The sequence below is a fragment of the Nitrospira sp. CR1.1 genome, assembly GCA_014055465.1.
In the GTDB taxonomy this organism is placed as follows: Bacteria; Nitrospirota; Nitrospiria; order Nitrospirales; family Nitrospiraceae; genus Nitrospira_A.
This window is the reverse complement of the sequence record WIAF01000006.1, coordinates 1-13,811: the sequence shown is the minus strand read 5'-3', so window position 1 is coordinate 13,811 and position 13,811 is coordinate 1. Positions and strand designations below refer to the sequence as shown.

The following is a 13,811-nucleotide window of genomic DNA, read 5'->3' as shown; positions in this document are numbered from 1 at the left end:
ATGTCAACCAGCGCAGTGCGGAGCAACGCCTGGAGCGGCGCTCCTACATCGGGCCTTGAACAAGGTCTTATTTTTCTGGCCATTGTCGCATTGCCCACGGAGAACCATTTCCTGTTCATTCCCGGCTTCAGCCTTCAATTTATTCTGTTCGGCATCATTGCCGTCTATGTTGCGTGGAATCGATTTCCTGAACTTTTGAGGACAGTCGGACATCCGGCATTAATAGCCGCGTACCTCTTTTTGACCGTCGGTTTTCTGCTGGAATGGACACACCCTCATCACAGTTACGATGAGTTGCTTCGTGTGGCCCAAATGGTCATTGGAGCGATTTTGCTGGCCTCTCTCTGCAGGGACCTCCCGGCCCTCAGGATGGCCTGTTATGGATATCTGGCTGCCGGATTGTGGTTATCGATCCTCTTGTTCATGACTTCCTACGGCGCGCTCAACGCGGCGACGGCGACCGATTTTCAGCAGGCCTCCCAGCTTCGCGCCGCGGCCTTTGAAGACAACCCATTGCAGGCCAATTTAAATAACATGGCCTTCGGCGCAGCGCAGGCGTCCGTTATCGCACTGTCCTGGGGATTGGTCACCCGGGCGACGCTCCCTCGTGGCTTCTTTATCGCCAGTGGACTAATTTGCCTGGTGGGCGCCTTCCTCCCCCTCTCGCGGAGCGGCGTCGCCATTGCCATCGCTTCCTGCGCGACGGTGATGTATGCCTTCGGCCTCAGGCATGGGAAGGGGATTCTCATCGCAGTCCTCCTCGTAGGGGCTGTGCTGATGTGGGTTCCCCAGGCGGTCTGGTCTCGCATGTCCTTCACGTTTGAGAAGCACGAAGGTAAGACGGAAGGGCGAGCCCTTGTATACGGGGCAGCCATCGATCATTTGCCCGAGTATGTCTTGACTGGTGTCGGCGCCGGAAATTTTTGGACACATTGGGGCCGGCGCACCGAATTTGCGAGCGATAGCGGCCGGGTCAGCGGGGCTCATAACTGTTTCATGCAGGTGACGCTGTACTGGGGTATCTTGGGGCTCATGGCGTTCCTATTGATCTTCTGGCAGACCTATCGTTGCCTCCCTCGCCATTCCAATCGAGAAGCGGCTGCCTTGGCCCTCGTTGGGATCGGTGTCTCCATCATGCTGTTTTCCATGGTGAGCCATAACATTTATGCGAAGGAATTTACGCTGGCCTTGGGCTTGCTGGTTGGCGCTCATCGCTGGATATGGCCGCAAGGCATTGTCTCTCCGTCATTCGGCACGGAGCGGCGAACTCCTCTCTATAGAACCTCCTAGGGTTTGGCCGCCACCGGGCTTACCGATGGGGGCACAGATGTTATCTTCTGTGCCGCAACAGGCCTGTCACGTGATCCAGCACACGCAGCGGCGGGAGAAACTGCGGGGGATGCTCAGTCTAGGACCGGCGTGCAGGGTCCGCATTTGACACTTCCGATCTCACTCAGGCTCACGGTTGTCTTGAAAACACGGAGTCCTTCATCATGATGTTGCTGCGCCAATCGACCCATCGCATGACGGTCCAATATCACCCTCGTGTCGGGTTCTTGTATGTGCCTGGTTTGAAGGCCCGTATTCCGAACGAATTGGGCGGCTACTTCGTCAAGACGAATTCGCTCGGCTTCCGGTCAGAGATCGAATTCTCCAAACCGCGCAATGGCCGCCGCCGCGTCCTGTTCTTCGGCGATTCCTATACGGCCGGGGACGGGTGTGACAACCACCAACGTTTCCCGGAACGCCTCGGCGAAGAACTTGATGTCGAGGTATATAACTATGGGATGTCCGGGTCCGGAACGGATCAGCAACTGTTGATTTTTGAAGAGTTTGCTCGTGAAGTTGAAGCGGATCTGATCGTGCTCGGCATTACCGTGGAGAATATCCAACGGATCACGGTCGCCCACCGGGAGTCCATCGATCGTGTGACCGGGAAACGCGTACTCGTACCGAAGCCCTACTTCACGCTGGACGAAAACCACCTGCAACTGAACCACGTACCCGTCCCCTTGGATCGACCGGGCGTCGACACAGCTCAAATGACTGCCGATGCTCGAAACGGTCTCGCCCGATGGGTCGATCGGTCCAGTAAGTTCTATCGAAGTTTGCCATGGTTGAATAGGGCCGGAGAGTCCATCCAAAGCCGGCTTCAGAAAGTACGGGGGCATCTTCTCCGAAAGAGCGGATTTCAGCCGTACCAAGGATACACATCGGCGGGACATGATGGCTGGAAGTTGATGCGGGCCATCATCGAGCGTTTTCACGCGAACACATCTGCCATCCCGCTCCTAGTCGTCCCGATTCCAACCTATTTCTTTTACCTCCATGGCTTGAAGCCGCTGTATCAAGATCTGTTCAATAGTCTGGAAGCGCCTGAGCGGGGGCTGCACGTGACCGATGTGACTACACGCCTGGCTGCATTGCCTGAGGAGATACGGGAGCGTCTCAGCTTTCGCCATGACAGCCATTTTTCACCATTCGGCCATGAGCAGGTTGCACACCTGCTGAAGGAAGACATTCTGGCGCGCGGACTTCTGCCTCAACCGGCCAAGAACAAGCCTGTGAGCCGGTCTCTCCAGACGGCGCCGGTCAGAAAGCCGACATACATCCTCGGACTGTCCTGCTTCTATCACAACTCCGCCGCAGCGCTGATCAAGGACGGCGAGATCATTGCCGCTGCGGACGAGGAACGCTTCAGCCGCATTAAGAACGATCGTGGGTTTCCGCATCTCGCGGCCAACTATTGTTTGGAGGAGGGAGGGATTCATCAGAGCGACCTTTCGTCGGTCGTGTACTATGACAATGCCTCTCTCACCTTCGAGCGCATTCTGCATACCTTGCTGGCCATCGCACCGAAAGGGGAGGAAGCCTGGTTGCGCGCGATCCCCTCTTGGGCTCGATACAAACTCCATCTGCCGCAACTGATCCGCCGCTATCTCCGCTATGACGGACTGATCCTCAATGAGATGCACCACCGTTCTCACGCAGCCAGTGCGTTTTATCCCTCGCCCTTCAAGCGCGCGGCGCTCCTGGTGGTTGATGGGGTCGGGGAGTGGGCGACTGCCTCGATCGGTGTCGGGACGGAGAACGGCCTTCAGATCCTGAAGCAGATGTGTTTCCCCCATTCCCTGGGACTCTTGTATTCCGCGTTCACGCAGTTTACCGGTTTCAAGGTTAACGAGGGTGAATACAAAATGATGGGGCTCGCCCCGTACGGTGAACCAAAGTACGTCGACACGATCCTCAAAAACCTGGTTGATTTGAAGGAAGATGGGTCACTGGAGTTGAACCTGGAATACTTCGCTTTCCTATCAGAACCGACCATGACGAAGCCCCGGTTCGGTGATCTGTTCGGAGGCCCGGCGCGGGAGCCTGAATCGGTGATTACTCAGCGGGAGATGGACATCGCCCGTTCGATTCAGGTGGTCACCGAGGAAGCAATCCTTCGCATGGCCAGGCACGCCCATACACTCACAGGTGAAAAGTACCTCTGTATGGCAGGAGGGGTTGCGCTGAATTGCGTCGCCAACGGTCGACTGCTACGAGAGGGTCCGTTTGAGGATATCTGGATCCAACCGGCAGCCGGTGATGCCGGCGCGGCGTTAGGGGCGGCTCTTGACGCCCACCATAATTATTTCGACCGGCGACCTTCGTCCATCGGCAAAACACGTTCACCGCAGGGGGGCTCCTACTGGGGGCCGGAATTTTCCGACCGCGAGATTCAAGGGTTTCTGGATACACACGGGTATCCGTATCGCACCCTGTCCCGTGACGAGCGCGCTGGTACGGTAGCCGCTCTCTTGGAAGAGGGGAAAGTGGTCGGACACTTCTCAGGCAGAATGGAGTTTGGTCCACGTTCCCTGGGAGCCCGCTCAATTTTGGGTGACGCCCGCAACCAGGACATGCAGGTGACCCTCAATCTCAAGATCAAATACCGGGAGTCCTTCCGTCCCTTTGCGCCGACGGTCCTGGCCGAGAAGGCCGGGGAATATTTTGATTTGGACGGGGAGAGCCCCTACATGTTGTTGGTAGCCCCCGTCAGGGAGGGCCGACGCAAACCGGCGCCTCGAGAGACTGGTAATAGCAATCTCCTATCGATCGTCAAACAAACCCGAAGCGACATCCCCGCCGTGACGCACGTGGACTACTCGGCCCGTGTTCAGACGATCCGTCGGGAGGATCATCCCCTCTACTACGATGTGATCGAAAGCTTCGAGCAACGGACCGGTTATGCGGTCATTGTGAATACCTCTTTCAACGTACGGGGCGAACCTGTCGTGTGCACACCTTATGACGCCTACCGTTGCTTCATGCGAACCGAAATGGACGTGCTGATTCTGGGCAATTGCTTGCTTATGAAGGGCGAGCAGCCCGGGTGGCCGGAAACAAAGGGGCATTTGGAAAAGCAGGTTGGGTCCTTGCCTCAAAACACGCCTGACGGATTCATGAAAGGGCTGCGACAGATTTACCAACGACAGTTTTCACCGATCGCTCTGGCGCCGTCGGGGCAGCGCTTTATCCGGATTTCGACAGTGTGGTCGCGAGGCGCTACCAATTGGGCTGATGTCACCGATGACCAGTCGCCGAAGGCAATCTTCTCCATCCCCGCGGGGATGGACTCGCCAAAACTCAACGCTGAAATCATGGCTCGAGCAATCAGCGAATCCTGGACACCGGGGCCGGTCACCGATGCCCTGCAACCGGTGCTTGTCAGTCTGCTAAAGCTCGGGCAGGAGTTTGCGACAACGGAAACCCTCGAAGAGGATGTGTCGGATTCCGTGTACGTCATGTTCTGATTACCGGCATGCCGGTCCTGGAAGATACTCACCGGGCCTATATTCTCATTGCCCCTTCAGGCCATTTCGAATCGCACGGGGATCAAAACCGTCTCATGCAACCTCGAATCCTCTACCTCATAGGCCAGCTACGGTTGGGCGGATATGAGCGGCAGCTCTACTATCTTCTCAAGGCTATTGACCGTCAGCGTTACAGGCCTGCCGTGGCGGTGTGGAATGCCGCGCAGGGCACTGCCTTTGCTGAAAAAATTAAGGCCTTGGGAGTTCCCCTCTATACGTTTTCTGAGCACCTTGCCGTCCACGAAAAAATGATGGGGCTGCGCCGGTTGGTGAAGGCGCTCGCTCCGGAAGTTGTGCATTCGTACAGTTTTTATACGAATTTTCCTGCCTGGTGGTGCACCCTCGGCACCAATATGATCTCCATCGGATCCATCCGGAACAATTTCCTGAGTGATCGCCAGCAAGCCGGCAATATCCTTGGACGTTTAAGCGCCCGCTGGCCCTCAATTCAGATCTGTAACAGTCTCGCAGCCAAGCAGGCGGTCGCAGAGGCGGCTGGGCCGTTCAAACCTTCGCGGTTGAGCGTGGTGCCTAATGGCCTGGATATTCAACATTTCAAGGCGACGTCAGATCTTCCTCGAACGCCGCAGTTGCTTGCCGTAGGCAGGCTCTACCCTCAAAAGCGTTGGGACCGGCTCGTGGAGGCCGTTGCACAGGTTCATAAAAGAGGGCTCTCTTTCCGTGTCCGCCACGCCGGTGAAGGGCCCTTGCGTCAGGCCTTGGAAGAGCAAGCCAAGGGTTTGGGAGTGCAGCACTTGATCGAATTTTTGGGCGTCCGGCAGGATATTCCGAACCTGTTGGCGCAGTCGACTTTCTTGGTTCACACGGCTGATGAAGAGGGATGCCCGAATGTCGTGATGGAAGCGATGGCCTGCGCCCGCGCCGTCGTCGCCACCGATGCAGGCCATTGCCCGGCTCTCGTGGAACATGGAAAGACCGGATTCGTCGTCAAGAGGGGAGACGAACACAATCTTGCGGACTGCATTGCGACGTTGATCGAACATCCTGATTTGGCCCTCACCATGGGGCAGACCGGACGCGTGAAAGTTGAACAAGAGTTCGGGCTCAACCAACTGGTCGATCGCACGGTTCGCACGTACGCAGAGGCCGGTTGGAAAGTTTAGGCGCAGCCTGATCCCTGTCGGGTGCAGGCCCCTATCGTATCACTCTGAAGCAATCAAGATAGAGAGCGTTCAAAGATGTGTGGAATTGCCGGGTGGTTAGGGTCCGTTTCCGATGGACAGCAGTCTGCCACGCAAATGGCGCGGGCGCTGAAGCATCGTGGACCTGACAGTCAGGGGGTCCGATCCTGGCCGGGCGCGACGCTCGTCCATACACGACTCAGCATCCTTGACCTCTCCCAGACCGGCGCTCAGCCGATTGCGAATCAAGACGAAACGGTGTGGGCCGTCTTCAATGGTGAAATTTACAATCATCGTGACCTTCGACGCGAGCTTGAGTCCCGAGGGCATGTGTTCAGAGGGCGATCGGATTCCGAGGTTCTGCCGCATCTGTATCAGGAGGAAGGACCGGGATTCGTCTCCCGCCTGCGCGGGATGTTCTCTCTGGCGATTTTCGATGTTCGAGCACAAACGTTGTTGCTCGCGCGGGATCGCTTCGGCATCAAACCATTGTTTTACGCGCAGGCTCCTCACCGCCTGGCGTTCGCCAGCGAAATCAATGCTCTCCTTACCTTGCCGGGGATCGATGACCGGCCTGACCGGCAGGCCCTGTACGATTTCGCGGCTCTCTTGTACATTCCTGCGCCGGAAACATTCTACAGGGGCATTCGCGCGCTCCAGCCTGGCGAAGTGTTAGAGGCGAGGCTGAGCCATGGCGATGTATCATGGAAAACGCGAACCTTTCATCAGTGGACTATCAATCCCGATCCGGCAATTACGGCGGTGCAAGCCATCGATCGCACTGATGCCTTGCTGACGGCTGCCGTTCAGCGGCAGATGGAAAGCGACGTGCCTCTCGGCGCGCTGCTCAGCGGAGGTATCGACTCGTCCCTCGTCAGCGCCGCCGCTCAAGAAGCGGCGAACAGATCCCTGCACACATTCAACGTACGCTTCTCAGAACAGGAGTACGACGAGACCTGGGCCGCCGTGGCCGTCGCCCGGCATATCGGCAGCGACCATACCACCTTGGATATGGATGAGATGCGAGGCACCTGGGATCATGTCACCGGCCTTCTGCAGCACGCAGGTCAGCCCTTTGCAGATACCTCTATGTTCGCAGCTCATGCCGTGTGCCGGCTGATGCGGCAACATGTGACCGTGGCGCTGTCCGGAGACGGAGGGGATGAGGCATTCGGCGGCTATAACACGTTTTGGCAGATCGCCAGGATCGCGCGATTGCAACGGTTGCCGGCTCCCCTGTTGCATGCGGCATCCCTTCTGCTCACGCCTGCGGCCGGATTAGGGATGGTTCCGCACAGGCTGTTGCACCGTCTGCGAGAGTTCGAGAATGCCGACGATATCTCCGTGATGCAGAATCTCTTTTCCTGGATCCGTGAAGACGAGCACCGCCGTCTTTGTCTCGATGAGGGAAAACAGCTGCCCATCCGGAGATTTTTCGAACCGAAGCTGGAGATTGCTCTTCCCCGAGGCGCCTCCCGCCTGGAGCGATTGTCCGCGGCGACCACAGAAACCAATCTCCGGCTGGTGCTTCCCAACGATTTCCTCTTTAAAGTCGACACGGCTAGTATGAAGGAAAGTTTAGAAGTTCGAGTGCCGATGTTGGACGAAGACCTCTTCGCGTTCGGGCTCACACTTCCGCATCGCCTCAAGGTGAGCGGCAGGACATGCAAGCTGGTCTTGCGCGGAGTGGCCGATCGGCGCCTCCCGCCTGCGGTGGCCCGGAAACCCAAGTGGGGCTTCTCCATTCCGATCGACACCTGGGTCGATGCGTCCTTCAAGGCGCGCGTGAGGGAGACACTTCTCGGGCGGGAGAGCAGGCTGCCTGACGTGTTTCGTCCGGAGGCCTATCGCCCCATCATTGAGGCCTTCTGTGGCGGACTGCTCCATCCCGACATCTCGCGGCAGGGTCTGTACCAAAGGGTCGTCATGCTCCTTTCCGTTCACCTTGCGTTAAGCAGCAAGTCCCATCCGATAGCGCTCGACTAACGTGGTGGGGAGCTCGGTGTTCGACTTGTTTACCCGGAATGTCACGGATGGGGCCTACGACTTGTGTGGCAATTGATCAGGAACGGCCAGGGCGAGGCCAACCGGAGTGCGTTCCCGATCATTCGGGCTTACTCCAACCGATCCCGCCGTACCGATAAACCTCTTGGCTCAGAGGACATAGATACCACGATGCGTGCTGTTTGTTTGATGTACCACGACATCATTGATTCCAATGCGCTTGAGGGAAGCGGATTTTCAGGCGTCTCCTCCAGCCGATACACCATAGAGCGAGTGGAGTTCGAGGCCCACATGGCCGCCTTGAGCAAGCATGTGAATGGCGGACCTTCACTGGCCCCGGATGTCCTGCAGGCCTGGCCGGAGAGTCCTTCCGTGATGTTGACCTTCGATGACGGAGGACGGAGCGCCTACACCACAGTCATGCATGTATTGGAGCGATACGGATGGAAGGCGCACTTCTTTATACCGACCGACTGGGTCGGACAACCACACTTTCTGAAGCCGGAACAGCTCCGGGCATTAAGAGCCAGGGGACATGTGATCGGCAGCCATTCACGCTCTCATCCCTCGATGATCTCCTCGCAAGCTTACGGCGCCATACTCAGGGAGTGGACCGACAGTGTGAAATGCCTCTCGGACATCCTCGGCGAGCCGGTGACCACGGCATCCATTCCCGGCGGCTACTATTCTCAAGAGGTCGCGGAAGCCGCTTCCGCCGCCGGCATTCGCGCCCTTTTTACCAGCGAACCCACCGGTCGTAGTCACATGGTTGGAAACACCAGAGTCTTCGGGCGGTATGTGATCCGGCGCGGAATGACCCCTGAACGGCAGGCCCGACTTATTCAAGGCCGGTATCTGACTCGAACAAGGGAACACGCATTCTGGATGTTGCGGAAAATTGCGAAGACATTCGGCGGGGAAGTCTACCTCAAGCTGAGAGCACTGACGCTGCACTGCTTGCAGAGTCGAGGGACTATTGTTAGCCGGAAACCGTTTTTTTGAGAAATTCCGATAAGGGTCCGACTCATCCTATGCGTGTGTTAATGGTCATCGCGCCCATGCCCGGCACCAACCTGCCGACCGTCTGGGCTAAACGCCAGATCGATTCTCTGAATGTGCTCGGCGTCGACGTCGACACCTATGTCTTCCACAACAGACGCTCCTTGTCGGGACTGATCAAAGGTGGTCTGGCCCTGCGGCGAAAGGCTCGCGAGTTTGGTGCCGATCTTGTGCATATTCATTTTGGAGCGGCTCAGGCGGTTGCAGGAGTGCTCTGTGCGGGGAAGCCCGTGATTCTTTCCTTCTGTGGAAGTGACCTTCTTGGCAACTACGATGAACAGGGACGCAGAACCTGGTCGGGCATCCTGTCCGGTATTCTCTCCCGCCTGGGAGCCCTCGGCTGTCGTCGAGCAATCGCAAAAAGCGAGGAACTCAAACACGCCCTTTCCTTGGCTCTATTGCGGCAGAAGTGCGCAGTCATCCCGAACGGAGTCGATCTCGATGTATTTCAGCCTGTTTCCCAGGGAGAGGCACGCGCGAGGCTCGGGTGGAATCATGAGGATCCGGTGGTCCTGTTCATGGATCGCAAGGGCGCCTGGGTCAAGGACCCAGAGCTTGCGCATGCCGCCTACCAGAAGGCGCGGGGAACGGTGCCCTCGCTGAGAATGCATGTCCTGGAACATGAGCCTGCTGAACGCATGCCGCTCTTTTTTTGCGCGGCTGATGCGCTGCTACTCACATCCCGGCATGAAGGATCGAATAACACCGTCAAAGAGGCCCTTGCGTGTAATCTCCCGATCGTCGCCACCGCCTGCGGCGATACGCCGGAGAGATTGCAGGGTGTAACCTGGTCCTACATCTGCTCTCGCGAGGCACAGGAACTCGGCGAGCGACTCGCTACCATCGTGACCGTACGAGAGCGAAGTAACGGCCGCCAGAATATTCGCGATTTGGCGGTCGATCGCGTCGCCCTTCGGATAAAAGCGTTATACGAAGAGGCCCTGGTCGGTCGTCAGGATCGGGGAACACTGAGGGTACATTGCGAGTGATTCTCCGTCTGGTCCCTCTCACCCGGGACCCGGTGAGAGGCTGCTGAGCCGTATAAGGTTTTCTGCATTGCGCGAGCGGTGCTGTTGAATGGCCGACTCACTTGTCAAACGTGCTATACCCATGAACAAGGTATCCCCAATCGGTGCTGCATCGACGACCCCTACCCTGGACGGGTATGCTTCGGCGTTGGCGAGGAGCGGAAGACGGGTGCTGCCTGGATTGCCTGGCACTTTCTGGATCAGGTACGAATCGTACGCCATGATGCGGGTCCCGACATTCGCGCTGAGGCCACCGTCTCCGGATGAGTTACGCAACGTTCTGCGACGCAGCCGGTCTACTGTGGCAACCTATCTCGTCGAACCGGACAAGTCCCATCCGGCAAATGCCTGGTTGTATGTTTGCCACGACAGATCCTACCGTCTGGAGAATCTCGGTGTCGCAGGCCGGCGGGATGCCAGACGGGCCGGCAGGAGCCTTCGGATAGAATTTGTGGATTGGCCGACGGTAATGGCTCATGGCTTTACGGCCTTCAGCGAGACCCGCACGCGTGTGGGTCTTTCAGATGGGACGTTCGAGCAATTCCAGAACAGGTTTCGCCAGTTCTCCCTCAATCCCTTTCACTGTGCCGTCGGGGCGTGGCAAGACGATTCCCTGGTGGCCTTCATGACGCTGGTCGTCGTTGACGATTGGGTGGAGATCGAAGGCAGTTTCTCCGCCGATGGCTCTCGAACCTTGTGCCCGAACGACGGTCTGGCACACTTCGTTCTGAGTCATTTTCTGGTCAAGCGTGGCTGTCATACGGTCAGTTACGGTCTCAGCTCCATCCAGGATGCGCATCAAGCAGAAGGACTACACAACTATAAGAAGAAAGTTGGCTTCGACGCCCGGCCGGTGCACAGGGCATTTCTCCTGCATCCGGTCCTGCGACCGTTTGCGAGTCCGCTGATGTTACGCGGGGCTAAAATGGTCAGTAACATGCTTCCGCACAATCGACTGCTGAAAAAAGCCAGCGGCGTGTTGGGGGCGCTGGCTGAGAATTCAGATGCTGCATCGAGGTCATAGCAGACGACCCCCATGAATATCTCGACACAACCTCATCGCTGCTACTCAATAAGTTCCAGCCGTTCCAGGAAGATCCTGCACGGCATCGGGTTCAGGCAGCATACAGTTGAGCCATTTCCCACGACGTCACGCTGAAATAATCTCAGCCTCCGATCCCTAACGGCGTATTGTTTAGCGCAGATGCGATTCAAGACAGCCATCGGGAAGGCTAATCTATCGCCCGAAGTGCTCCTGTTCGCCATAAAATAACCTTAGCGCTTCGCCTATTTGGATGCAGTTCATCGTGTCTATCATGATTCGAAATATTCTTGTCCTCACGATACCGTCTTGCGTCGTTCTTTTCCTGTTCTTGGAGTTCACTGCGACCTTTGTTGTGCCGGCAGCACAGTTTCCCTCTTACTACTACGACCCGGCCGATCTCATCCTCAGGTTTTCGACGACGGATCTTCGCGAGGGTGTCTTCACTATGGGGACGATGGCCCAGCAACGCGCTAGATGGCATATCAACAATCGAGGATGGAATAGTGCGGTTGATTTCGAGGAAACCAAACGCAGGCCGCGCATTGCGATCATCGGCGATTCTTATATCGAAGCGCTTCAGGTCGATGTAGAGACTTCACTTGCCGGCCGCTTGAGCGAGCTTGTCTCCCCGCAAGCGGAGGTGTACGCCTTCGGTATTTCCGGCGCACCGCTTAGTCAGTATCTTCAGATGGCTCGTTATGCCCGCAAACATTTTGATCCCGATATTCTGGTGATCACAGTCGTTCATAACGATTTTGACGAATCGCTCTGTTCGATTAAACGTCAGGCAGGGATGCTGTGTCTCGAAGATGACGGGCAGGAAATACGAGAGGCTGCAATCGAACCATACCAGCCAAATCAGATGCTTCGCGCGGCGAAATGGAGCAGCGTTGTCCGTTACGCCGCTACGAATCTACAACTCGCCTCCCGGTTGCGTGGCTTGTTCTCCAGCAAACGAACCCAGCAAACCTACAATGCCAATATTGATGTCGAACAGGCGAATGCCAGCAAGGTTCGCATCCAAAAAGCCACGGAGTATGTGCTCCGGACCATGCAATATGAGAACGGTAGCAAACCGATCGTTTTCATGATGGATGCTCCACGCCGGGACATTTATGCGGGCACTTTGAAAAACAGCTCCGTGGTATGGCTGAATGAGCTACTAAGGGCCGCATGTGAGGCAGTCGGAGTCCACTTCATCGACTTGACGGATGAATTTTCGCGACAGTTCGGTGTGACGCGCGTTCATTTCGAATCGGAGTACGATTGGCACTGGAATGAGACGGGGCATCGCACCGCAGCGAGCGAGCTGCATAAGCGACTAGGAGCTCTCGGATTGATTTGATCGTTCAGTTGCGCATGAACGGACTGCATCCATGATGACTCCGGAGGGAAAACAGCTGAGGCTCAGGAGCCGACTACGGGGTCGGCTCCTGAGTGAGGATCCCTCAGATCTCGGACATTTTGCTATCGGCTTCGTTATGGCGTTCCCCCTGAGAGAATGGGCCAGCCGCCGACCTGCGCCGGGCTTGAGATAATCGCGCCTGTTCCATTACGGACATCGCCGACAACGCGGGTGTCGACCGCGTCCCGTGGCTGCGCGCCAGACCGCCCCAGCACCTGTTCATAGGCTTGTAAGGCACTTATAGTCGTCGTTTGCGGGTAGGGGTAACGCACTGATTGCACGGCGATCCCGCCATTGTCCCCCCAAATAATAGCAGTTTCCGGCGCGGTTCCTGTCTGGCGGGAGCGCCCCACATTGTCCAGGACATAGATGCCGGATTGAGGACTATAGGTCATGCTTCCGATCGTGCGTATGACGTTGTATGTCAGATTAAATGGAATGCCGGACGGGCCGTCCTTCCAATAGTTGCCGACCATGTTGATTTTAACTGGCCCGTAGAATGGGGCAATCTGGGCACTCGATCCGTTGCCGTTGTAATCGACATTATTGACGAAATCGATCTGCCCGCCGGTGGCATTTGGGAACCGAATAAAGTTGTGGGCGTTCAGCGTTCGGATTACCGAGAGCGTTTCCTTGTTTCCCGTGCCGACCAGCAAGCCACGGCTGCCGCAGTTGTTGCAAGCAGGTCCGCTCGTCAGCCCCTCGCTGATTATGCTGTCTTGGATTGTTACGTTGTAGGTCCCGTTGATGACGGCGATCAGGTCATCCGTGCCCCAGCTCACGGAACAATGATCACAGATATGGTCGTGTGTGCCGGCTCCGGTTTCAGTACTCCGATAGGTAATTCCGTTGGCGTTCATCCCGCGTTCGATCCACGACCTCGCCCCTGGTCTGATGCGAAGATGCCGGATGATGGTGTGATTGGCACGCACGTCAAGACCTCCGTCCTTGAGCGCCACCGGCGCGGCACTGCCGTCGATGGTCAGGTAATCATGGCGTACGGTGATGTCGTAGGTGCCGAGGCTGATCGTCCCCGCCATGCGCAGCACGCAAGTCCGGGGGCCGGTTTCGACTTCGGCACATTGCCTGAGGCTACCAGGCCCATTGTTGTTCAAATTCGTCACATCGATCGTACGTCCGCCACGCCCGCCCTGCGCACAGCGGCCGAAACCTTCCGCACCCTCGAAGGCAAGCGGCGCCCCGTTCGGGCAGGAACCGCCTGTCGAGGAGGCCGGTGGCGGACGTACGATCGATGTGACGAATTTGAAC

General features: G+C 57.2%; 8 protein-coding genes. All 8 read left to right on the top strand.

Annotation, left to right across the window (positions count from 1 at the left end):
* A complete protein-coding gene (locus GDA65_11770; protein MBA5863372.1) occupies window positions 1-1,290 on the top strand; it encodes a hypothetical protein in 1,290 nt (429 codons plus the stop codon).
* Between the two features lie 203 nt (window positions 1,291-1,493).
* Window positions 1,494-4,799, top strand: coding sequence for a hypothetical protein (locus GDA65_11765; protein MBA5863371.1), 3,306 nt, complete (start codon window positions 1,494-1,496; stop codon window positions 4,797-4,799).
* 8 nt (window positions 4,800-4,807) lie between these two features.
* On the top strand, window positions 4,808-5,983 hold the full coding sequence (locus GDA65_11760; protein ID MBA5863370.1) for a glycosyltransferase: 1,176 nt from the start codon (window positions 4,808-4,810) through the stop codon (window positions 5,981-5,983).
* Between the two features lie 75 nt (window positions 5,984-6,058).
* Entirely contained in the window at window positions 6,059-7,987 is a 1,929-nt protein-coding gene (gene asnB / locus GDA65_11755) for an asparagine synthase (glutamine-hydrolyzing) (GenBank protein MBA5863369.1), read from the top strand.
* Between the two features lie 189 nt (window positions 7,988-8,176).
* Window positions 8,177-9,007, top strand: a complete 831-nt coding sequence (locus GDA65_11750) for a polysaccharide deacetylase family protein (GenBank protein MBA5863368.1) — start codon at window positions 8,177-8,179, stop codon at window positions 9,005-9,007.
* A gap of 29 nt (window positions 9,008-9,036) precedes the next feature.
* A complete protein-coding gene (locus GDA65_11745) occupies window positions 9,037-10,053 on the top strand; it encodes a glycosyltransferase (GenBank protein MBA5863367.1) in 1,017 nt (338 codons plus the stop codon).
* Between the two features lie 121 nt (window positions 10,054-10,174).
* A complete protein-coding gene (locus GDA65_11740; GenBank protein ID MBA5863366.1) occupies window positions 10,175-11,116 on the top strand; it encodes a hypothetical protein in 942 nt (313 codons plus the stop codon).
* A 271-nt stretch (window positions 11,117-11,387) separates the two neighbouring features.
* Window positions 11,388-12,482 (top strand): hypothetical protein, encoded by a 1,095-nt coding sequence (locus tag GDA65_11735; GenBank protein MBA5863365.1) that lies wholly within the window; start codon window positions 11,388-11,390, stop codon window positions 12,480-12,482.
* The last annotated feature ends 1,329 nt before the right edge of the window (window positions 12,483-13,811 follow it).